Origin of the sequence: uncultured Mailhella sp., assembly GCF_905187505.1 — a bacterium.
Classification (GTDB): domain Bacteria; phylum Desulfobacterota; class Desulfovibrionia; order Desulfovibrionales; family Desulfovibrionaceae; genus Mailhella.
In genome coordinates, this window is record NZ_CAJJIC010000019.1 from 1 (window position 1) to 21,011 (window position 21,011).

The window sequence follows — 21,011 nt, forward strand, 5'->3', positions numbered from 1 at the left end:
CATGCGGCGCGCCACGTCCGTGGTCGCGCCGCAGTAGAGCGTGCCGTCGGCGCAGCGCAGGAGGTACACGCTCCAGAGCCTCATGAGCGCCTCGCGCCGCGGGGCGCGCCGATCATCCATCCAAGCCCCGCGAGCGCCACGCAGAGCGCCGTGTTCAATCCGACGTTCAGCAGAGCGAAGAGCGCATGATCCGCCCCCCAGAGCATCACGGTGTCGAGGGCAAAGGAGGAAAACGTGGTGAATCCGCCGAAGAATCCCGTGGCGAGAAAGGCCGTGGCCGTGGGATAGCCGTGCTTCACGCGGGACGCCACGCCCATGAGGATCCCCAGAAGAAAGGAACCCGTCATGTTCACGCACAATATGCCGAGGGGAAAAAGCAATCCCGAAACCTTCATGACCGTCCAGCTGATCTTGACGCGGCACACCGCGCCGAGCGCGCCGCCGAACAGCACCGCCATCGTCTGTTTTGCAAACTGCGTCATATTCTTTCTCCGTCCTTCAGGGACGTTGAGGTTCAGAGCGTCGGAACCGGCAAGCACAGGCGCCGCGTCATTGCATTCCGCCGCGTCCGCCGCCTCTGTGCGGCCGGGCTAGTCCACACGGAACAGAAAAAGCCCGAGCGCCGCGGCAGAAAGGCCGAAGACCATGTTCAAAAGCACGTTGGCCACGCCCCTGCCCACGTATCCCTGCTGAAAAAACCGGAAGCTGTCCAGCGAAAAGGTGGAAAAGGTCGTAAGCGCTCCGCAGAACCCCTGCAGAATGAAATCGCCGAGCAGTCCTGACGGTTCGGAGGCGTACACGCTCCCGATGACGAAACAGCCGAGCACGTTGACGATGAGCGTTCCCACGGGAAAGAAGGGGCCGAACACGGCCGAGGCGAACATTCCCGTAACATAGCGGCACAGCGCGCCGAGCGCGCCGCCCGCCGCAACAAGCAAGACAGAATTCATAAGCGTCACTCCAAGGGAAGTGAGAATCCGAGCTTTCAGGCGCGTTGTCAATGCCGGACAAGAGCACGTCCGGCAGGCCGCCGTTTCACCGACCTGCCGGACGCGCTCTTCCGATCCCCCGCCGCCGGACGGGGGAGGACGGCGGCCCGCCGCGCACGGGAAGCCGTCCGCCGCGCTTACAGCCGGTAGGCCGACTCTCCGTGCAGAGCCTCGTCAAGCCCCTCGAGCTCCTGCTCGTAATTCACGCGGATGGGGCCGAAGCGACTGATGACCCTGAGTATGATCCACGTGGCGCAGAAGGACCACGCGGCGGTCACCACGATGCCGAGAAGCTGCAGGAAGAACTGTTCGACGCCTGCCTGAACGTGATTGATGGCCGCCGAAGCGAACACGCCGACCAGCAGCGCGCCGGTGGTGCCGCCCATGCCGTGGGCACGCCAGACCTCGAGAGCGTCGTCGAAATGCAGTCTGGCCTGCACGCAGCGGGCGAAGTAGCAGACCACGGCTCCGGCCGCACCTATGATGATGGACGCCCACGGCGGAACGTAGCCGGCGCAGGGCGTGATGGTGGCAAGTCCGGCCACCGCACCCACGAGCACGCCGGAGAAGGAAGGACGTCTGGCAAAGTGCCAGTCAAGGAACATCCATACGAGCATGGCGATGGAGCCCGCAATGGTGGTGTTGGTGAAGGCGTAGGCGGCAAGACCGTCGCCCGCATAGGCGCCGCCCGCGTTGAAGCCGAACCAGCCGAACCACAGAAGGCCCGCACCCACGGCCACGAGGGGCAGATTGTTGGGCTCGGGATGAACGCCGGGCGCCACGTCGTCGCGCGGGCCGAGAAAGAGCACCGTGGAGAGCGCGGCAAAGCCTGCGTTCACGTGCACCACGATGCCGCCCGCGAAGTCCACCACGCCGAGCCTGCCGAGGAAACCTCCGCCCCATACCCAGTGGCATACGGGAATGTAGACGAAGATCATCCACAGCACGAGAAACTGCAGATAGCCGCGGAAGTTGAAGCGGCCCGCAAACGCGCCCGTGATGAGCGCGGGCGTGATGATGGCGAACATGAGCTGATAGGCGAAGAAAAGAATGAAGGGAACCGTGGTGGCATAATCGGGGCTGGGGGCAGCGCCCACCTTGTCCAGCGCGAAATGGTAGGTAATGTCGCCGATCACGCCGCCCACGTCCGGCCCGAAGGCCAGACTGAAGCCGCCGAATATCCAGACGACGGCGATGACGCCCATGGAAATGAAGCTCTGCATCATGATGGTAAGCACGTTCTTGCGCCGCACGAGTCCGCCGTAGAAGAAGGCGAGGCCCGGGGTCATGAGACACACCAGCGCCGTACAGAGCAGTATGAAGGCGGTATCTCCCGAATCGACTGCGTACATGAAACACTCCCGTCAGTCTGAAGGTGAAGCATTGCCGCGCGGATCGAGTCCGACGTGCGGAAGCAGGAAGAGCCATGCGGCAATGACGAAAGGAAAGGTGAGCGTGGGTATGCCCAGGGGGGCGAGGGCCACGTTGAGCGCGCCCTGCGCCACCACGGTGAACACCGTGGCCAGCAGGGCGTAAAGCATGACCCGCCAGCCGGGACGGTAGAAGGTGGTGCCCAGGCCTATGGCCGTGAGCACGGCGCTGAACTGATAGAGACCCGCGCCCACGGCCGCGCCGTCCGCGCCGAGGAAAAGCGCCGTGATCATGGCCACGAGAGAACCGCACCAGGCGAAGACGGCGGCAAAGGGAGACGAAAGCGCAAGTCCGGCGAGGAAAAGCGCACCCGTCACCGGATCGCTTATGAGAAAGACTTCCGACACGCCGCAAAGGCTGGAAATGAACAGGGCTTCCGGCCCGAAGAAGGCCACGGCGTCATGAGGCAGTGCGGGCAGCGCCGGATGCGGCAGGGCCGCGGCGTCGAAGCCGGAAAAGCTGTAGGAGGCAAGCAGGATGAACCATGTGGCGAACACGAAGGGCCCGGTCATGGCCGACACCTTCCACGAGGAGAACACGCGCGAGACCGCCATCATGATGACGGTGGAAAACGCGGCTCCCAGCACGATGAGCGCCCAGCACATCGGGCCGCTTTCCAGAAACACGGGCAGGGCGCAGCCCACGAGAATGCCGTTGTAGCCGTGCAGTCCCTCCGCCACTTCCGTGCGGGGCGCACCGAGCAGGCAGGCCGTCACCGTGCCTGAGAAAAGCCCGGCAAGCGCCCCGAAGAACATGTCCAGACTGCCCGCGTTCCACGCTCCCCAGAAAATGCCGCAGAGGAAAAGAAGTCCCGTCCACGCCGAGTTCTGGAACATGACCTGTCCCGCTCCGCGAAGCAGCGCGGACACGCATCCCGTGCACGCGAGGCCCCTGCCCGACAAAGCGCCCTCCACTTTCGTCTCCATGCCAGCACCTCCTTTTGCTCAGCGCCAGAGAAATTCGGGAGGCAGGGGCCTGCCGAGCGCCCTTTCCCGCACCAGCGAATGAAATTCCCGCATCTTCGCCCGCACGCTCTCCACGCCGTGTCCGAGCACGCGAAACGCCACGCCTGCCTTTGCGGGCAGCTTCAGCGCGCCCCAGGCAAGCTCGCCGGTCACGGCGCTTCCCGCGTCGCGGGCAAGCTCGTCCACAAGCGCCTCGGGAACCAGCGCGAACATGCTTCCGAAAATTTCAAAGCCGTCCATGACGCCCGCATTGCAGAAGGACGACTCATCCGGCTCCAGCACGAGCCTTTCCTCAAAAATGGGCTCCGAGCCGTCCTCGCGGCAGACGTGAAAGCCCGCCGAATACAGATCGAAGCCGAAAAGTTCCTCCTCATGATGCCAGCGCCTGCCCGGCACGAGCATTTCCCCGTAGATAAAGCAGGCCGACTCGGGCAGCGTGACCCAGGTGTCCTGCACGTAGCGCGCGTGCCGGTGCAGAATGAGCGGATCGGGCACGTACTCCAGCCAGCTTCCCTCTTCCAGACGGAAACGCTGAAGCTGCGCGGCATGGTTGTGATCCATGACGTGCACCTTGGTGGCGCTCTGCGTGGTCACGAGCGCGTGGGCGTTTTTTTCCGCGCGCACGTCCAGCGCCATGCGGTCGCCCTGCACCACGCAGCCTGTGGCCGCAATGGTGATGACGCAGGCCATGTCCGGCTGCGATTCCTCCCAGTACAGGGCCTTCTGCGCCAGCAGCGGCACACGGCGGTCCAGATCGGCCAGCACGGTTTTCCCGAGTCTTTCGTCGCGCCTGAAGTCCAGCCGGAGATACCCTTTCTTGCCCACGGCGGCGCTTTTCATCTGCGGGGGCTCGTCGCGATAGTTCTCAAGCTCCACGGCCCTGCGCTCAAGCTCCTCCATGGCCTTGCCCGCCGCCTCGAAGCTGGAGCAGTCGGGCGCCTTGCGGCCGGAAGACGATCTGACGGCAGAGCGCTCACGCATGGGCGGCCTCGCTGTCGGCTGCCGTCCCGCGGACGGGAATGTCGAACAGCGCATCGCGCATGATCCAGTCCGCCAGAACGTCGATGTTGTGCCCGGTCATGCAGTTGGTGAACAGGAAGGGACGATCGCCTCTCATGAGCCGGGAATCGCGGTCCATGACCTCGAGGCTCGCGCCCACGTAGGGAGCAAGATCCTCCTTGTTGATGACCAGAATGTCGGAATGGCACACGCCGGGCCCGCTCTTGCGCGGAATCTTGTCTCCGGCGGCCACGTCGATGACGTAAATGAAGAAGTCGGCAAGCGCCGGGCTGAAGGTGAGCGTGAGGTTGTCGCCGCCGCTTTCTATGAACACCACGTCGCTGTCGGGAAAGCGCTTCTCAAGCTCTTCCACGGCGGCAAGGTTCATGCTCGGGTCCTCGCGGATGGCGGTATGGGGACAGGCGCCCGTTTCCACGCCCACGATCTTTTCAGGTTCAAGCACGCCGGCAAGCTCGCGCTGCACGTGCTTCGCGTCCTCGGTGGTCACCACGTCGTTGGTGATGATGAGCGGCCTCACGCCGCGCTTCATGAGCACGGGCACCACGGCCTCTATGACGGCGGTCTTGCCGGAGCCCACGGGGCCGCCGACGCCTATACGGGTAATCTTCTTCATGAAAGGAGCCTCCTTCAGCTCATAAAAAGACGGACGCGGGAGCGCGCATGAACGGCGGAAAGTATCTCCGTCATGGGGGCATAGCCCGTCATGCGCTCCAGAGGCGTGGCAAGAGCCCGCTCGCAAAGCGATTCAAACTGCTCGGACGTGCGGTACAAAATGGCCTGCGCGTCCAGATGGGTCACGCGCATGAGTCTGAGCGACGCGTTCAGAATGCCCATGGCCACGCCGTAGAAGTACACGGTGAGCGCTTCCTGAAAGAGCGCCTCCTCTTCTCTGCCGTCCGCGCCGCGCACGGGCTTTCCGGCAAAGGCCGTGGCGGCGAAAAGCACCGCCAGCGACACGGGATACGATCCGGGAGTGCTGCCCGAGGATATCTGGGAGAGCCAGCGCGAAAGAAGAGGCGAAGGCGCGGTCTTCGCCCCGAGTTCCGCAAGCTTGCAGCCGGTTTTGGTCATCATGTCCCGGAACTCCTCGGGGAGCTTGCGCCGGAAAAGCGCCGCATCCACGTCCCGAAGCCGCGTCAACGTTCCCTCCGACACTTCGCCTCCTGCGCTCACCGGGTCGACGGCAAGGGCGCGCATGGCGAAGACCAGCCCCACGGCGTCGCCCGTGGACGCCTGCCTGAGCGCCGACACCACGTACTGCTGAAGCGTGCGCGCGTCGCTTACCACGCCCGTCTGCGCCGCGGCTTCCAGGGCGCTCGAGAAGGCGAACGCTCCGGTGGGAAGCATGGAGTCGCCGAACTGCATCAGCCTGACCAGAGAAAGAATGTCCACGGGCGCCTCCGTTTACGACTCAGACGTGATGATGGCCATGATGGTGATGGTCGTGACCGGAAAGCGGACTTTCCGCTCCGCCGAACAGAAGCCGGGCCTCCTCGCCGGAAAGAAGATCGTACACGCTCTCGCCGGACAAAAAGGCGTAGGTCACGCCGGCTATGTCGTGCGTGTCCATAACGGCGCTCATGACCTTCTCGTCCGCCGTCATGGGCACATACACCACACCTCTCTTCACCACGGCGGGCCAGTGCTGGTTGCCGAGCGCGTGCCCGAGCCTCACCGCGGAGGAAACGGCCTTCTCCACGCCGAAGGCGGCAAGTCCCGTCAGATCCACGGCCATGACGGGGCACAGCCGTATGCGGCACACCACGGCGCTGCGGGAGGCCTCATCCCATTCCAGCACGTCGCCGTCGCGCAGGCACTGGCCTCTTTCCAGAGCCACGGCCATGCTCCTGCCGCCCTCGGTCTCCTTGCGCAGACGGTTCTTCTGCGCGTCCCACTGGGAAAGTTCCAGCCAGTCCACGGAGGCGCCGGCAAGGCGCGCGGCCCATGCCGCATCGGATCTGTTGCCCAGTATTCTTTCAATGACTTCCACTCTTTCCCCCTGTCTCTTTTGCTTGTGTCCACGGCGTCCCCTGTCCGGGACGCCTTTCTCGGGCAGAAATGCTCTCCGGGCGCTCCGAAAGGTCTCCGAAGCGCCCGGAGAAAATTCATGTCCGAAAAACGTTTCTGCGGTTCCGGGCCCTGCCTTCAGGCGGATGCCGCGCGAGGGGCCGGGTCGACGCAGTTCACCTGCGGCGGAACCCTGCCCCGAAGCGTGCAGGTCTCAAGCCCGTACAGCGTGTCCCGCCGTGACGTGCCCTTGCGCCTGCACGGCCTGTTAACTGAAGAAATACAGCTGGGCCAGGCTGGCATTCTTGACCGGGGGCACCGTGATGTGCACCCCGTCCACCATGACGGCAAACGTCTCGGGATTGACCTCGATGTGCGGCGTGAGGCTGTTTCTCACCATGCACTGCTTGGTCAGGCTGCGTATGCCGTGCACGGCCTCGAGGTGGCTCTTCAGGCCGAGCTTTTCGCCTACGCCGCGATCCATGGCCGCCTGCGAGGTGAACGTGTAGCGGGTGGACTGCAGGCAGCGCCCGATGGAACCGAACATGGGACGGTAGATGACGGGCTGAGGCGTGGGCAGGGAAGCGTTGGGATCGCCCATGATGGACCAGGCGATGGCCCCGCCCTTGATGACCATGTAGGGCTTGGCGCCGAAGAACTGCGGCTGCCAGAGCACGAGGTCGGCCACCTTGCCCGTTTCCACGGAGCCGATGAGATGGGACACGCCCTGGATGATGGCCGGGTTGATGGTCACCTTGGCCACGTAGCGCAGCACGCGGAAGTTGTCGTTGTCCGCCGAGTCTTCGGGCAGTTTGCCGCGGGCCGCCTTCATGGCGCTTGCGGTCTGAATGGCGCGTATCCAGTTTTCACCCACGCGGCCCATGGCCTGCGAGTCGCTGGCGATGCAGGAAATGGCGCCCATGTCGTGCAGCACGTTTTCCGCCGCTATGGTTTCGGGACGCACGCGGCTTTCCGCGAAGGACACGTCGGAGGGCACGTTGTGGTTCAGGTTGTGGCAGACCATGATCATGTCGAAAAGTTCCGCCTGCGAGTTCACGCCGAAGGGCAGCGTGGGGTTGGTGGAACTCGGCAGCACGTTGGGCTGTCCGGCCACGCGGATGATGTCCGGAGCATGGCCGCCGCCAGCGCCCTCGGTGTGGAAGGTGTGGATGACCCTGCCTTCCATGGCGGCAATGGTGTCTTCCACGTATCCGGCTTCGTTCAGGGTGTCGGTGTGTATGGACACCTGCACGTCCATCTTGTCGGCCACGGAAAGCACGGCGCGGATGATGGCGGGCATGGCGCCCCAGTCCTCATGGATCTTGAAGCCGCAGGCTCCGGCCTCTATCTGCTCGCGCAGAGGCTCTTCGTTGTAGGCGTGACCCTTGCCGAGAATGCCGAGGTTCACGGGCAGGGCCTCGGCCGCCTCCATGATGCGGTGGATGTTCCACGCTCCGGGGGTGATGGTGGTGCCGTTGGTGCCGTCGGAAGGGCCTATGCCGCCGCCGAAGAAGGTGGTGATGCCGTTGGATATGGCGGTCTGCGCCTGCTGCGGGCACACAAGATGCACATGGGCGTCGATGCCGCCCGCGGTGAGAATGAGATGCTCGCCGGAAATGGCGTCCGTGGAGTTGCCCACCACAAGATGCGGATCCACGTTGTCCATGACGGCGGGGTTGCCGGCCTTGCCTATGCCGACGATGCGGCCGTCGCGTATGCCCACGTCGGCCTTGATGACGCCCTGCACGGCGTCGATGATGGTGGCGTTGGTGATGACGAGGTCGAGCACGCCGTTGTCCCGCACGGAACGGGAGTCGCCGCCCTCGCCGGCGCGCAGCGTCTTGCCGCCGCCGTAGATGACCTCGTCGCCGTAGCCGCGCAGGTCCTTTTCAATTTCCACATAAAGATCCGTGTCGCCGAGCCTGATTCTGTCGCCCACGGTGGGGCCGTACAGGCTGGAATACTCCTGTCTTGAAATCTGGGGCATGTCGCAATCCTTGGGTTGGAGCCGTTTTCATCGGGAAAATGCCGCGTTCCGGCACGGCGTCGCGTCAGGCCTCCGTGCGCGGAAAAACATCCTCGTCGTGCCGGAACGAACGCTCCGGCGAACCGGCCGACGCGCCGGAAGGAACGATCCGAAGCTCAGAGCTTCGCGCTCTTGAATCCGAGAGCGAGGGCTCTTGCTATCTTCACCGCCTTGCCGTGCTCGTCGCCGGTCCAGGCGTCCACAAGGTTGTTGAAGCCGTACACGCTGGAAAGTCCGCCGTAGGGCACGAGCGAAACCGTTTTTTCGTCCCCCGGCTCAAAGCGTATGGCCGTGGTGGAAGGAATGTTCAGCCTCATGCCGTAGGCCGCGGCGCGGTCGAACTCGAGCGCCCGGTTGACCTCGAAGAAATGAAAATGGGAGCCTACCTGAATGGGCCGGTCGCCGGTGTTGCGAACCTTGAGCGTCACGGAAGGCCGGGACTCGTTGAACGTAATGGGATCTGCGGCGAAAATGCATCCGCCGACGGGAGCCTTGGGCGAATCTGCCATTGCTGTTCCTGCCTGTGTTGTGCCGGGACATGGCCCGGCGTGAAGGAAACGAACCCTCTGCCGGAACGAAAGGCGCTTCTCAGCTTATGGGATCGTGCACCGTGACCAGACGGCTGCCGTCCGTGAACACGGCCTCGAGCTGCACGAAGGGAATCATGTCGGGCACGCCCTCCATGACCTCGTCTCGGGTGAGCGCCTTGCATGCGTCGTTCATGACCTCTTCCACGGTCTTTCCGGCGCGCGCGCCCTCAAGGGCCGTGGCCGTGATGATGGCCACCGCCTCGGGATGATTGAGCTTCAGCCCTTTTTCCCTGCGGCGCTGCGCCACTTCCGCCAGGGACAGCACCATGAGCTTGTCGATTTCTCGCGGGGTAAGGTGCATGGGACCTCCTTCTGATAGAGATGCAGAACGGCGTTGTGCCGCTCTTTGTCATCACCGTACCGGGAGGGCCGTGAGAGGGGTATTGTAATAATGTTCCGCGCCGTGAGAAAAAGAAGGGAAACCGGAGGACCTTGCCGATGACGCAGGAACGCGGCCGCAGACGCCCCGCATCCCGCACCCGCCGGAAGGACGCGCAGAAAAAAAGCCTTCGCGCCCCGGGACTCGTTCCGTACGGATGCGCGAAGGCCGCAGACGCAGAAGGGGGAGCGGACTGATGCCGCTCCCCCTTCATGCCCAGGGCTTGCCCGTCATTTTCTCCATTCGTTCACGTTGATGCCGAGGCGCTTTATTTTGAGGTACAGACCTCCGCGCGACACGCCGAGCATGGCCGCCGCAGCCCGCATGTTTCCCCGCGTGGAACGAAGCGCGCCTATGATGCTTTCCGCCTCCCTTGCGGCCAGAAGACCGGCCTCAAAGGACGGTCCGCCGCGGCCCGGGGCAAAGCACGCCTCCGCCTCGCCGCCCCGGAGTATGGCGGCGGGAAGACAGGACTCGTCCACGAACTCTCCGTCCTTCACGATGTTGACCATGCGCTCCACCATGTTTTCCAGCTCGCGCACGTTGCCCGGCCACGGATAGCGTTCCATGCGGAAAAGAGCGCCTTCCGTGAAGTCGGGCAGGGTCTTGCCCATGCCGAGAGCGAACTTGCGCAGAAAATGCCGGGCGAGCAGCGCCACGTCGCCCCGGCGCTCGCGCAGGGGCGGCAGATTGATGGGAAACACGTTGAGCCGGTAATACAGATCCTCGCGGAAGGCCCGCTCGCGCACGGCTTCCTCGAGATTGCGGTTCGTGGCCGCCACCACGCGCACGGAAACGATGCGGCTGTACTTGCCGCCCACCCTCGTGACCTCGCCGTTCTGCAGAAGCCGCAGAAGCGACACCTGCGCGTCGAGGGGCAGCTCGCCTATCTCGTCGAGGAAAATGGTGCCTCCGTCCGCCAGCTCGAACTTGCCCGGCTTTCCGGAACGGCTCGCGCCGGTGAAGGCCCCCTCGCTGTAGCCGAACAGCTCGCTTTCCACAAGATTGCGCGGCAGCGCGCCGCAGTTCACCGTCACGAAGGGATGGGAGGCCCTGGGACTGGCGTTGTGTATGGCCTGCGCAAAAAGCTCCTTGCCCGTGCCGCTTTCGCCGAGCAAAAGCACCGTGGAATGACTGCCGGCCACAAGCCTCGCCTGATCCAGCACCTCCACCAGCGCGGAGGAACTGCCGAGTATGCGGTCGAAGGTGTAGGATGGCTTGATGCCGGCCACCTGCACGGCCACCTGACGCATGCGCTTTGCCTCGCGCAGAGTGATAACCCTGCCGCCTCCGGCAAGCGGAACCACGGAAACGAAGCACGCGAGCGTGTTCCCCTTCTTCAGCGGGAAGAGCATTTCCTGATCCTGAATGTGCGCCCGCGTCTGCAGAAGCTCGTCGAGCACCGCACCCGGACGCAGCACGTCGCGCATGTTGCCTCCGCGTACCGCAACGCTTCTGCCGAGCATGTCCGAGGCCTTTCGGTTCACGATGTCTATGCTGCCCGAAGCCGACAGCACGAGCACGCCGTCGTCCAGCATTTCCATGATGGTTTCCCGCTGCTGGAGAAGACTGCGCAGGCGCATCTGCTCGGATATGGCGCATACGGCCGCCTTGACCATGCCGAGCGTGTGGGCGTGATACTGCTTGCGCGGCTGGGTGACGTTGAGCACCCCTATGAGCCTGCCGTCGTGGGAAAAGATGGGCGCGGCCGAACAGCTCCAGCACTCGCCGCTGAACCGGAAATGCTCCGCGCCTATGATCTCTATGGGACGGCGCTCGGCAAGACAGGTGCCTATGCCGTTGGTGCCGCGGGCCTCTTCCGTGTTGATGCTGCCCACCAGCGCATCGGGATAGTAGGCCTTGTGGGAAACGCGGTTCGATATGTAGAGCGTCACGCCCTCGGCGCTCACGAGACTGAGCGCGCTCACCGCTTCCTGAATGGTGGAAAACATCTGATAGAGGATGTCCTTCGCGCAGTCCATGAGATCGGCGTTCTCCTCGAGAATGGCCGCGAGCGCCTTTTCGCTCACCCGCGGACGCTCCTTTATGTCCGGAGCCACGCGGGCGGCCACGCTGCGTTCCCACGAGCGGAGAATCATGTCGGACACCACGGAAGCGTCCACCTTCCCGCCGGCGAGAAATATGCGCTTCTGCTCCACGATGGCCTTCTGCCGCTCCTCGGACTGCAGATAACTGTCCTGACTTTCCATGCCCATCTCCATGTCCTTTTTGTGTCAAATATCATGACACACGACATCTTAACAGGTCAATTTAATGGACATGAGCAAAACATAACAATACTTTCATGTTGACAAAAATTTAAATAAAAATAATATGTTATAAAATTATTCGTTTTGGCACGGCTTTTGCTACAGAGAAAAGCGGAACCGTCGTCGCAGCGTGTGCCGCAAGCATTTCCGCACATTGACGCCCCGGACGCCCGTCCCATCCTTCACGAACCTCTTTCCTCAAAGCAATTCTGAAAAGGAACCCTCATGATCATCGACTTCCGTGTCCGTCCCCCCTACAAGGGCTATCTCAACACGTTCAACTTCCGCAAGTCCGCTCCCGTCACCGATCCCACCAAGGAAACCATATTCTCCATCGGCAAGCGCCCCAACGTGTCGGCCATTGAAGGTTCCATCGAGATGTTCGTCGGCGAAATGGACGCCACCGGCACGGAACGTGCCGTCATCATGGGCAGAAAGGCCGACAACTTCGGCATGGTGGACAACGCCGAAATCTACGAGCTGAGCCAGAAGTATCCCGGCCGCTTCATCCCCTTCGCGGGCGTGAATCCCAACCTTCCCGGCATGATCGAGGAAATCGAAAAGTGCGCCGGACTCGGCTTCCGCGGCGTGGGCCTCGACGCGGGCTGGCTGCGCAAGCCCCTGCTCTACGATGATCCCATCTTCGACCCCATCTTTGAAAAGTGCCAGCAGCTCGGCCTCATCGTCTCCCTCACGAGCAGCTTCATGCTCGGCCCCGACCTCACCTACTCCGACCCCGACGCCATACAGCACGTGGCGCTGAAATATCCCTCCCTCAAGATCGTCGTGCCCCACGGCTGCTGGCCTCACGTGCACAAGGCGCTCGCGCTCGCCATCCGCTGCCCCAACGTCTACCTCATGCCCGACTGCTATCTGTACATCCCCCACTTCCCGCTTTCCGAAGAATACGTCATCGCGGCCAACACCTATCTGAAATACCGCATTCTCTACGCCTCTAGCTATCCCGTGCGCTGCCTTGAACAGGCTCTGGAAGGCTGGAAGGCCAGAGCCTTCACCGATGAGGCTCTCAGAAACACCCTGCACGACAACGCCGCCCGCCTGCTGGGAGAAATGTAGCATCTGCAGCCTGCCCCGCGCAGACCGGAAGTCCCGCAGGAGAACACGTTCACGCCATGAGCCTCCTTTCTCCCGCGGGACGGGCTCACAACCAAAAACAGGAAAGTCCATGCATACCATCAGCGTCATTTCCCCGCTGACCATACGCCGCACCACCTTCCGCAACCGCATCATCATGCCCTCCATGGTGACGAACTACGCGGGAAGGAACGGAGACGTCAGCGAAAAGCTCATCCGCTATCACGAAGCCCGCGCCCGCGGCGGCGTGGGGCTGAACATGCTGGAAGCCACCAGCGTCCACGACTCCGGACGCAGCTACTTCCCCGGCGTCAGCATCGCTTCCGACTACTACGTCAGAGGCCTTTCCCACCTGACGCATGCCATCCATGAAGCCGGAGGCCTCGCAGGAGTTCAGCTCAATCACGCCGGCCGCCTCGTCCGCCCCGACGCCTCGGGACAGTCCATCCCTCTGGTCTCCTTCGTGCCCGGACGCACGCCCTATGAAAACTCCAGAGTGCTGGACACGGACGAAATCTACATGCTCATCGACGCCTTCGCCGAAGGCGCGAGAAGAGCCCGGGAAGCGGGATTCGACGTCATAGAAATCCACGGAGCGCACGGCTACCTCATCTCCCAGTTCATGTCGCCGCTGTTCAACCGCCGCACCGACGAGTTCGGCGGCTCCTACGAAGGCCGCATGCGCTTTCCTCTTGAAGTGGTGCGCCGCATCCGCGAGGCGGCCGGAGAAGACATGGTTCTCTTCTTCCGCCTGAGCTCCGACGAATTTCTGCCCGGCGGCATCACCGTCGATCTTTCCTGCCGCATCGCCTGCGACGTGGCCGAGGCGGGCGTCGATCTCGTGCACGTGAGCGCCGGTCTTTCCGAATCCAACGAATTCACCGGCCCGCCGCCCTGCCTGCCCGAAGGCTGGAACGCCGAAAGCTCCGGACGCATACGCGCCGCGCTTGACGGCAGAGCCCTGGTGTCGGTGGCCGGACGCGTGCTTACGCGCGAGACGGCCGACCGCATTCTCTCTTCCGGTCAGGCCGACATGGTCACCATGGGCCGCGCCCTCATCGCCGACCCCGATCTGCCCGTCAAGCTCATGGAAGGCCGCGACAAGGACATTCTGCCCTGCGTGGGCTGCAACGAAGGCTGCAACGGAAGTCTCGGCCAGCGCAAGCCCATCGTATGCGCCGTCAACCCCCGTACCGGCAGCGAAGGCATACTTCCCACGGTCCCCGTTTCCTCGCCCCGCAACGTCGTGATCATAGGCGCAGGGCCCGCCGGCATGGAAGCCGCCATAAGCGCATCCGCCCTCGGCCACCGCGTCACGCTCATGGAAAAGAGCCTCGAGCTCGGCGGTCTGCTCAACGCCGCCGCCCTTCCTCCCCACAAGGACGTGCTCGTCCGTCTGAAGAACTGGTTCGTGCGCGAACTTGAAAAGTCGAACGTCACCATCATGAAGGACCATGCCGCCACGGTGCAGGAACTGGCGAACATGAAGCCCGACGCCATTCTCGTGGCCACGGGCAGCGGAGCCGTCCGTCCCGGATTCGCCGCAGAAGCCATGGCCGCAGGCGTCGCCGTGACGGCCGAAGACGCCCTGAGGTACACGCCCAAGGGCAGCAGCGTCCTCATTCTCGGCGGCGGTCTCGTCGGCTGCGAGACGGCCGAAGCTCTGGCCATGCTCGGCAAGAGCGTCACCGTGCTCGAACTGCGCTCCGCGCTCGCGCCCGACATGCATCCCAGGGCCCGCAAGTTCCTGCTGAAGAGTCTGCGCGAACACGGCGTCAGGTTCCTTCTGAACACGCAGGTCACGAGCATGAACGGCGAAGGCGTCGTCACCGTCAAGGACGCCTACGGCAACGAACGCGCGCTTCCCCCCTGCGACGCCATCGTGCTCGCCCTCGGCTACAGGGCGAACAACACGCTGTGTCAGGAACTGGCCGCCGCGGACATTCCCTTCACGCCTCTCGGCGACTGCGTGCGGCCCGGCAAGATCATGGACGCCATCCATGCCGCCCACCGCGCGGTCTGCTCCCTGTAACCCCGACCTTCCAACCTTTCCCGCGCCGTCCGACCGCAGCATGACGGGCGACGCGGGAAAAAGACGTTTCTTCCGGAGTCCGCATGTTTGAACGTAAGAAGTTGCGCCCCATCATTCTCGCTCTTGCCACGATTCTGTGCATATTCCAGCTGTGCACGTCGCTCGGCATCGTCATCCTCGACCCCATGGTCATCCGCTCCGTTCACGTGGGCATCATTCTCGCGCTGATCTTCCTCTGGCGGCCGCCGGTGTACGAATGGAAGAAGCATCCCCGTCCCGAACCGCTCTGGGTTCTGGCATGGGATCTCTTTCTTCTTACCTTCAGCGTCGTGGCCTGCGGGTACATCGCCCTCTATGAGCCCGAACTTGCCGAACGCATGCCTCAGGTCGACGAAGTCGAACCGCTGCAGATCGTGCTCGGCGTCGGTCTCTGCTTCTGCATCATGGAAGCCGTGCGCAGGGTTTCCGACTGGTCGCTCGTCATCGTCACCCTCGTGGCTCTTGCCTACGCCTTCTTCGGACACCTTCTCCCCGGCAACCTCGGTCACCTCTATCTTGAGCTCGACCGCATCATCGAATCCCTCTACCTGCTGAGCGACGGCATCTGGGGTTCCTCCATCGGCGCATCCTCGAGCGTGATCTTCCTGTTCATCCTCTTCGGCGCAACGCTGGACAAGGTGGGCTTTTCCAGCGTGTTCATCGACCTTGTCTGCCTGCTCACCAAAAACGCCAAGGGCGGTCCGGCCAAGGCCGCCATTTTCGGTTCCGCCCTGTTCGGCTCCGTGTCCGGCTCCGCCGTGGCCAACGTGTACGCCACCGGCATCTTCACCATTCCGCTCATGAAGAAGGTCGGCTACAAGCCGCACTTCGCCGGCGCCGTTGAAGCCGTGGCCTCCTCCGGCGGCCTCATCATGCCCCCGGTCATGGGCTCCATCGCCTTCGTCATGGCCGAATACACCAACGTGAGCTACGTTGAAGTGTGCAAGGCCGCCCTTCTGCCCGCCATACTCTACTACGCGAGCCTCTTCATGATGATCCACTTCGAGGCCCATCGCTCCAACATCGGCACCACGCCGCCCGAGCTGATCCCGCCCAAGAAGGAAATCCTCAAGAAGCTCTATTATCTCCTGCCCCTCATCATTCTCATCGGCACCATGCTTGCCGGCCGCAGCGTGGTCTTCTCCGCCGTGTCCGGCACGGTGAGCGCACTCATCCTTTCCTTCTTCCGCAAGGATACCCGCCTCACCGTGAGCAAGGTCTTCGAAATCCTGGAAAACACGGCTTCCAACATGCTCATGATCGCCGCCTGCTGCGCCTGCGTCGGCATCATCATCGGCGTCGTCACCATGACGGGCTTCGGCTTCGGCTTCGTGAACATCATGACCGAGCTTGCCAAGCTGAGCATGCCCCTGTTCCTCATCATCCTCATGATCGCCTGTCTGCTCTTCGGTCTCGGCCTTCCCAGCCTGCCCGCCTACATTCTCGTGGCCACCTTCGGAGCTCCCGTGCTGGTGCAGACCGGCGTTCCCGTGCTGGCCGCCCATCTGTTCGTCATGTACTTCGCCATCACCTCCGGCATCACGCCTCCCACCTGTCAGGTGGCCTTCGCCGGCGCCTCCATCGCCGACGCTCCGCCCATGAAGACCGGCTGGACCGCCTTCTATCTGGCCATTGCCGCCTACATCGTGCCGTTCGTGTTCATCTTCAACCCCGCCATGCTGCTCATGGGTGAAGTGCCCGTCGTCATCATGGCCGTCATCACCGCCATCATGGGCGTGGTGTGCCTTGCCGGCGCCGTTCAGGGCTGGTTCATCATCAGCGCCACCTGGCCGGAACGCGCCATCCTCATGGTGGCCGCCCTCAGCCTGCTCATTCCCGGCGCCTTCAGCGACGCCATCGGCGTGACCGCCCTCGCTCTGGCTATCATCTCGCAGCTCTTCCGCAAAAAGCGCGTGCAGCACGCGTAGATTCCCTGCCGCCCGTCTTCGGGCGGCAGCCTCTTCGACAACGACTGAAAACCAAGGAGTTTCTCATGAACGCAAAACGTCTTTTCTCCACGGCCGCAGCTCTCGTTCTGTCCCTCAGCCTCGGCGTGACCGCAGGCTACGCGGAAGACAAGTCTCCCGTCAGCCTCCGAGCCGTGGGCGGCGCCAACATGGGCGGCACCTGGAACGTCGGCCTCGCCGGCATAGGCAAGCTCGTGAACGACCGCTATCCCGGCAGCACGTTCAACATTCTGCAGGGTTCCTCTTCCTCCAATCCCCTGCGACTGGAAGCCAACTCCGGCGACATCACCGTCACGCAGAGCCTGAACACCTACTCCGCCGTCACCGGCACGGCTCCCTACAAGAAGAAGATGAACAACCTGACCTCCATCGCCAACCTGCGCGATCTCACCCGCTTCCATGTGATCTGCTCCAAGAAGATTCCCGTGGACTCCCTCGACGAGCTTCTGGAGAAGAAGATTCCCTTCAAGCTCGACCGCGGCAAGCCCGGACAGATGCATCATGAAATAGGCAAGCGCATCCTCGCCGAATACGGTCTGACCTACGACGACATTGAAAAGTGGGGCGGCAACGTGTCCGGCGTGTCCAACAACGACCTTGTCAGCCTCATGCAGGACGGCACCATCGACGTCGCCTTCAAGGTGGGGCGGGCGAACCCAGCCAGCTTCAGGAAATGGTGCTCAGCGCCGACGTGAAGTGGCTCAGCATTTCCGAAAAGGTGCTCAAGGCCGTCGCGGAAAAGTCCGGCCTCAGCGTGGGCGTTCTGCCCGGCAGCTTCTTCGGCGGCGCCGTGGGCAGAGACATCCCCTGCCTCGTCGACAACTCCGTCATCATCATGCGCAAGGGCGTGTCTGAAGAAGACGCCTACAAGGTCACCAAGTCCCTCGTGGAAGGCTACAAGGAACTCGCCATCATTCAGCCCGCCTGGAACACCATGGATCCCAAGACCATGGCTACCGACATGATCCTGCCCCTGCATCCCGGCGCGGAAAAGTACTACCGCGAAGTCGGCCTGATCAAGTAATGCTCTGCGGGGCGGCACCGGCCGCCCCTGCCTTTTTCTCTCACAGCGACGGGGTTCATCCCCTTTTCATTCAAAGGATTCAATGATGGTTATCGACTTCCGCATCCGCCCTCCCTACAAGAGCTTCATGGACCTCAAGATCGTCAAGAACTGGCAGAACGTGGTTCCCGCCACGCCCAAGGACGTGCGCCCCACCGGCTTTGAACGCCGCCCCGTCCCCTCCGTGGATCAGGCCGACATGGATCTCATGGTCAAGGAAATGGAAGAAGCCGGCGTCGTTCACGGCGTGATCATGGGCCGTCAGACCCGCAGCGCCGTGTACGGCGACACCGACAACGCCCATGTCTACGAACTGACGCAGAAATACCCCGGCCGCTTCACCGGCTTTGCAGGCATCTCCCCCCATTCTCCCACCGCGCTGGAAGAAATAGAAAAGTGCGTGCGGGACTGGGGCTTCAAGGGCATCGCCATCGATCCGGGCTGGAACGCTCCGGCCATCTACGGCAACGACCCGAAAATGGAACCCATTCTCGACCTCTGCCAGCAGCTCGGCGCCATCGTCAGCGTGACCATGAGCGTGTACGGCGGACCGGACCTTTCCTACACCGATCCTACGCCCATGCTGCCGCTCATCCGCAAGTTCAACAAGGTGAACTTCGTGTTTGCGCACGGCTGCTGGCCCAAGGTACAGGAAGCCGTGGGCGTCGCCCTGCTCTGCAAGAACGTGTACCTCTCGCCCGACGCCTACTTCTACGTGCGCCACATGCCCATGTTTGAAGCCTATGCCCATGCGGCCAACTCCTTCCTGAAGTACCGCTTCCTGTTCGCCTCAAGCTATCCCATACGCGGCTTTGCCCAGTGCATAGAGAACTGGCACGAACGCGGTCTGGAATACGAGGCGCTTCAGCGTTCCCTCTACGACAACGCCGCCGAGCTGCTCGGCCTGTGACACAACCGGTGCGCCGCCCGTCTCCTGATGCCCGGACGGCGCGCGATTCTCCGGCTCAGGAAGGAGAAAGCGCATGATCATCGACGCCCGATGCCGGCCCATGTACGATGAATTTCTCAAGCAGGTGGAAAATCCCACCGGCGTCACCGCAAGAATGGGCATGGACATTCCGCCGTCCGTCCGCGCCAGGTCCGAAACGCTCATGCTGAAGGAAATGGAAGACGCCGGCATAAGCATGGGCATAGCCCCGGGCCGCAACGGTCATTTCCGCTACAACGTCAGCAACAACTGCGTCGTCGACATGGTGCGGCATTTCAAGGGAAAATTCATCGGCATTGCCGGCATCAACCCTTCAAACCGCGAACAGGCCATCAGGGACATCGACACCTACGTGGTCAACGGTCCGCTCAAGGGCGTGAACATCGAACCCGGCTCCATGAGCACGCCGTGGTACGCCAACGACCGCCGCATCTATCCCATCTATGAGAAGTGCTCGGAACACAAGATTCCCGTCATGCTGATGATAGGCGGCAGAGCCGGCCCCGACACCACCTACAGCGACCCGAAAATCATCACCAACATTGCCCGCGACTTCCCCGACGTGAACTTCTACGTCTCGCACGGCGGCTGGCCCTGGGCTCAGGTGCTGCTCGGCGCCTGCTTCTGGCAGACCAACATCTTTCTCGGGCCCGACATGTACCTGCTCACGGGCGTGGGCACGGCCGACTACGTCGCCGCGGCCAAGGGCTTCATGCAGGATCGCTTCCTGTTCGGTTCCGCCTATCCGCTCATGCCCTTCAAGCCATGCGTGGACAAGTTCATGGAGCTGTTCGGCGACTCGGACGTGCTGGACAAGATTCTCTACAAGAACGCTGCCAGACTCTTCAACATCGATCTCACCAGCTCCGCCGACTGACGGAACAGAACTTCAGCTCTTTGCCGAAGCGATGAGCCCACGCAGGAGCTGCCGGGAAGGCCCGGGAAGAACCGGAATCCCGGGCCTTCCGCTTTTTCGTCCTTCTCCCCTGCTCCACTCAGCGCAAAAGAAGCGCCCGACACGATTCACTCGTGCCGGGCGCTTCTTCATTCATCCGCTGCAACGAAAAGGCGGCTGCGGCAGTCTCGCGCCGCTCATTTCTTCGTCGCGCTCTGCTTCGTTTTTGCCGCGACGGTCTTTTTGGAGGAGGTCTTTCTCACGGAGGTCTTCTTCGAGGAAGACGTCTTCTTTGCCACGGTCTTTCTGCTCGAAGTCTTCTTCGAGGAGCTGACCGAAGATTTCTTGCTCGACGAGGATTTGCGCACCGAGGCGGTCTTCTTCGTTTTCGAGGAGGTCTTCGCCACCTTGCTCCTGGAGCTTGACCGCTTGGATTTGGAGAGCGCCTTGCGGGCCGCGGCGGCGTCCGCCTCCGTGCCCTTGGTGACCACCTGCTTGGGCGTGGGCAGATAGGCCATGGGGTTCGTCTGTCTGTTGTCGATAAGAAGCTCGAAATGCAGATGCGGGCCGGTGGAACGCCCGGTGGAACCCACGCGGCCTATCATGAGTCCCGGAGTCACCCGTTCGCCCTTGCGCACGAGTATCTGACTCATGTGGGCGTAGCGGGAAACGATGCCGTCGTCCTGCTGTATCTCCACCATGTAACCGTAGCTGCTGTGATATTCGGCGCACACGACCGTGCCGCCGCGAAACGCCATGATGGGCGAACCCAGAGGCGCCCGTATGTCTATGCCCTTGTGCGAACGACGGGACGAACGCCGCACGCCGTAGGGCGAAGTGATGCACACGGTCTCACCCGTGGAGCAGAGCGCCGCCTTCGTGTTCAGCTCGGCCAGCTTCCGGGCCTCGCTGCTGCCGGGCCTCGGCACGTTCCACTGACGCTCTTCGTCCGACGACGGACCGGCCTCCATCTGAAGAAGCCCGGAGGGCAGCTGCCAGGACGAAGGATCAGAGGTGAGCTCAAGCGCATCGCCGTAGGGAGCGCGATGTTCCGCAAGCTCGGAAACGCTGAGCGAATCGCTCTCCACCAGCGTTCCCGGAGACGTGGAGGCCAGATACAGTTCTCTGTCGAGAACAAGAGCGGAATCGACGTCCTTCTCTTCCTGAGAGAGCGCGTTCTCCATGCCGGTACGGGCATCCTGCCTTTTCGGTGCGCAGGCCGCAAGGCCCGTGCATGCCACAAGGGCACAGCACGTCACAAGAGAAGCAAACCTTCGGGCTGACGACATTCTTT

General features: G+C 62.8%; 20 protein-coding genes. 7 read left to right on the top strand and 13 right to left on the bottom strand.

The features are described 5' to 3' along the window. Positions 1 to 80: 80 nt before the first annotated feature. The 12 genes from QZZ60_RS03505 to QZZ60_RS03560 form a co-directional block, all read right to left on the bottom strand. Positions 81 to 482, bottom strand: coding sequence for a CrcB family protein (locus QZZ60_RS03505; protein ID WP_295637864.1), 402 nt, complete (start codon positions 480 to 482; stop codon positions 81 to 83). 108 nt (positions 483 to 590) lie between these two features. Then, positions 591 to 950: a fluoride efflux transporter CrcB gene (gene crcB / locus QZZ60_RS03510; RefSeq protein ID WP_295637867.1), complete on the bottom strand. Its 360-nt coding sequence runs from the start codon at positions 948 to 950 to the stop codon at positions 591 to 593. A 176-nt stretch (positions 951 to 1,126) separates the two neighbouring features. Beyond that, a complete protein-coding gene (locus QZZ60_RS03515) occupies positions 1,127 to 2,341 on the bottom strand; it encodes an ammonium transporter (protein ID WP_295637871.1) in 1,215 nt (404 codons plus the stop codon). A gap of 12 nt (positions 2,342 to 2,353) precedes the next feature. Next, positions 2,354 to 3,346: an urea transporter gene (gene yut / locus QZZ60_RS03520; protein WP_295637874.1), complete on the bottom strand. Its 993-nt coding sequence runs from the start codon at positions 3,344 to 3,346 to the stop codon at positions 2,354 to 2,356. 18 nt (positions 3,347 to 3,364) lie between these two features. Next, on the bottom strand, positions 3,365 to 4,366 hold the full coding sequence (locus tag QZZ60_RS03525; RefSeq protein ID WP_295637877.1) for an urease accessory protein UreD: 1,002 nt from the start codon (positions 4,364 to 4,366) through the stop codon (positions 3,365 to 3,367). Beyond that, positions 4,359 to 5,018 carry an urease accessory protein UreG gene (gene ureG / locus QZZ60_RS03530; RefSeq protein WP_295637880.1) on the bottom strand — a complete coding sequence of 220 codons (660 nt, stop codon included), beginning with the start codon at positions 5,016 to 5,018 and terminating at the stop codon, positions 4,359 to 4,361. Before ureG ends, QZZ60_RS03525 begins: the two co-directional genes overlap by 8 nt. 14 nt (positions 5,019 to 5,032) lie before the next feature. Continuing rightward, complete coding sequence (locus QZZ60_RS03535) at positions 5,033 to 5,797, bottom strand: urease accessory protein UreF (protein WP_295637883.1); 765 nt, start codon at positions 5,795 to 5,797, stop codon at positions 5,033 to 5,035. A gap of 19 nt (positions 5,798 to 5,816) precedes the next feature. After that, a complete protein-coding gene (locus tag QZZ60_RS03540; protein ID WP_295637886.1) occupies positions 5,817 to 6,395 on the bottom strand; it encodes an urease accessory protein UreE in 579 nt (192 codons plus the stop codon). A 285-nt stretch (positions 6,396 to 6,680) separates the two neighbouring features. Next, positions 6,681 to 8,399: an urease subunit alpha gene (locus tag QZZ60_RS03545; protein ID WP_295637889.1), complete on the bottom strand. Its 1,719-nt coding sequence runs from the start codon at positions 8,397 to 8,399 to the stop codon at positions 6,681 to 6,683. A gap of 155 nt (positions 8,400 to 8,554) precedes the next feature. Next, positions 8,555 to 8,947 (bottom strand): urease subunit beta, encoded by a 393-nt coding sequence (locus tag QZZ60_RS03550; RefSeq protein ID WP_295637890.1) that lies wholly within the window; start codon positions 8,945 to 8,947, stop codon positions 8,555 to 8,557. A 79-nt stretch (positions 8,948 to 9,026) separates the two neighbouring features. Beyond that, positions 9,027 to 9,329: an urease subunit gamma gene (locus tag QZZ60_RS03555; RefSeq protein ID WP_295637893.1), complete on the bottom strand. Its 303-nt coding sequence runs from the start codon at positions 9,327 to 9,329 to the stop codon at positions 9,027 to 9,029. Between the two features lie 308 nt (positions 9,330 to 9,637). Next, on the bottom strand, positions 9,638 to 11,617 hold the full coding sequence (locus tag QZZ60_RS03560; protein ID WP_295637896.1) for a sigma 54-interacting transcriptional regulator: 1,980 nt from the start codon (positions 11,615 to 11,617) through the stop codon (positions 9,638 to 9,640). 285 nt (positions 11,618 to 11,902) lie between these two features. Between QZZ60_RS03560 and QZZ60_RS03565 the strand changes: the two genes are divergently transcribed. The 7 genes from QZZ60_RS03565 to QZZ60_RS03595 all read left to right on the top strand — a co-directional run bounded on the left by QZZ60_RS03565 (position 11,903) and on the right by QZZ60_RS03595 (position 19,699). Then, entirely contained in the window at positions 11,903 to 12,754 is an 852-nt protein-coding gene (locus QZZ60_RS03565; protein WP_295637898.1) for an amidohydrolase family protein, read from the top strand. Positions 12,755 to 12,863: 109 nt separating this feature from the next. After that, positions 12,864 to 14,804 (top strand): NAD(P)/FAD-dependent oxidoreductase, encoded by a 1,941-nt coding sequence (locus QZZ60_RS03570; protein ID WP_295637901.1) that lies wholly within the window; start codon positions 12,864 to 12,866, stop codon positions 14,802 to 14,804. Between the two features lie 83 nt (positions 14,805 to 14,887). After that, entirely contained in the window at positions 14,888 to 16,771 is a 1,884-nt protein-coding gene (locus QZZ60_RS03575) for a TRAP transporter fused permease subunit (RefSeq protein ID WP_295637903.1), read from the top strand. Between the two features lie 65 nt (positions 16,772 to 16,836). Continuing rightward, complete coding sequence (locus tag QZZ60_RS03580) at positions 16,837 to 17,505, top strand: TAXI family TRAP transporter solute-binding subunit (RefSeq protein WP_295637906.1); 669 nt, start codon at positions 16,837 to 16,839, stop codon at positions 17,503 to 17,505. Next, complete coding sequence (locus tag QZZ60_RS03585) at positions 17,487 to 17,834, top strand: TAXI family TRAP transporter solute-binding subunit (protein WP_295637909.1); 348 nt, start codon at positions 17,487 to 17,489, stop codon at positions 17,832 to 17,834. Before QZZ60_RS03580 ends, QZZ60_RS03585 begins: the two co-directional genes overlap by 19 nt. Positions 17,835 to 17,919: 85 nt before the next feature. Continuing rightward, positions 17,920 to 18,783 (top strand): amidohydrolase family protein, encoded by an 864-nt coding sequence (locus QZZ60_RS03590; RefSeq protein WP_295637912.1) that lies wholly within the window; start codon positions 17,920 to 17,922, stop codon positions 18,781 to 18,783. Positions 18,784 to 18,856: 73 nt separating this feature from the next. Then, the gene (locus QZZ60_RS03595) at positions 18,857 to 19,699 is read left to right on the top strand and encodes an amidohydrolase family protein (RefSeq protein WP_295637915.1); all 843 of its coding nucleotides are present in this window, start codon (positions 18,857 to 18,859) and stop codon (positions 19,697 to 19,699) included. Between the two features lie 215 nt (positions 19,700 to 19,914). Here QZZ60_RS03595 and QZZ60_RS03600 read toward each other — a convergent pair whose 3' ends face one another. Then, positions 19,915 to 21,006 carry a M23 family metallopeptidase gene (locus tag QZZ60_RS03600; RefSeq protein WP_295637918.1) on the bottom strand — a complete coding sequence of 364 codons (1,092 nt, stop codon included), beginning with the start codon at positions 21,004 to 21,006 and terminating at the stop codon, positions 19,915 to 19,917. Positions 21,007 to 21,011: the final 5 nt, after the last annotated feature.

Bases quoted from the DNA above. Each gene is read 5' to 3' on its own strand.
- QZZ60_RS03505 (WP_295637864.1), bottom strand. From the start codon at position 482: ATGACGCAGTTTGCAAAACAGACGATGGCGGTGCTGTTCGGCGGCGCG.
- crcB (WP_295637867.1), bottom strand. From the start codon at position 950: ATGAATTCTGTCTTGCTTGTTGCGGCGGGCGGCGCGCTCGGCGCGCTG.
- QZZ60_RS03515 (WP_295637871.1), bottom strand. From the start codon at position 2,341: ATGTACGCAGTCGATTCGGGAGATACCGCCTTCATACTGCTCTGTACG.
- yut (WP_295637874.1), bottom strand. From the start codon at position 3,346: ATGGAGACGAAAGTGGAGGGCGCTTTGTCGGGCAGGGGCCTCGCGTGC.
- QZZ60_RS03525 (WP_295637877.1), bottom strand. From the start codon at position 4,366: ATGCGTGAGCGCTCTGCCGTCAGATCGTCTTCCGGCCGCAAGGCGCCC.
- ureG (WP_295637880.1), bottom strand. From the start codon at position 5,018: ATGAAGAAGATTACCCGTATAGGCGTCGGCGGCCCCGTGGGCTCCGGC.
- QZZ60_RS03545 (WP_295637889.1), bottom strand. From the start codon at position 8,399: ATGCCCCAGATTTCAAGACAGGAGTATTCCAGCCTGTACGGCCCCACC.
- QZZ60_RS03550 (WP_295637890.1), bottom strand. From the start codon at position 8,947: ATGGCAGATTCGCCCAAGGCTCCCGTCGGCGGATGCATTTTCGCCGCA.
- QZZ60_RS03555 (WP_295637893.1), bottom strand. From the start codon at position 9,329: ATGCACCTTACCCCGCGAGAAATCGACAAGCTCATGGTGCTGTCCCTG.
- QZZ60_RS03560 (WP_295637896.1), bottom strand. From the start codon at position 11,617: ATGGAAAGTCAGGACAGTTATCTGCAGTCCGAGGAGCGGCAGAAGGCC.
- QZZ60_RS03565 (WP_295637898.1), top strand. From the start codon at position 11,903: ATGATCATCGACTTCCGTGTCCGTCCCCCCTACAAGGGCTATCTCAAC.
- QZZ60_RS03570 (WP_295637901.1), top strand. From the start codon at position 12,864: ATGCATACCATCAGCGTCATTTCCCCGCTGACCATACGCCGCACCACC.
- QZZ60_RS03575 (WP_295637903.1), top strand. From the start codon at position 14,888: ATGTTTGAACGTAAGAAGTTGCGCCCCATCATTCTCGCTCTTGCCACG.
- QZZ60_RS03580 (WP_295637906.1), top strand. From the start codon at position 16,837: ATGAACGCAAAACGTCTTTTCTCCACGGCCGCAGCTCTCGTTCTGTCC.
- QZZ60_RS03590 (WP_295637912.1), top strand. From the start codon at position 17,920: ATGGTTATCGACTTCCGCATCCGCCCTCCCTACAAGAGCTTCATGGAC.
- QZZ60_RS03595 (WP_295637915.1), top strand. From the start codon at position 18,857: ATGATCATCGACGCCCGATGCCGGCCCATGTACGATGAATTTCTCAAG.
- QZZ60_RS03600 (WP_295637918.1), bottom strand. From the start codon at position 21,006: ATGTCGTCAGCCCGAAGGTTTGCTTCTCTTGTGACGTGCTGTGCCCTT.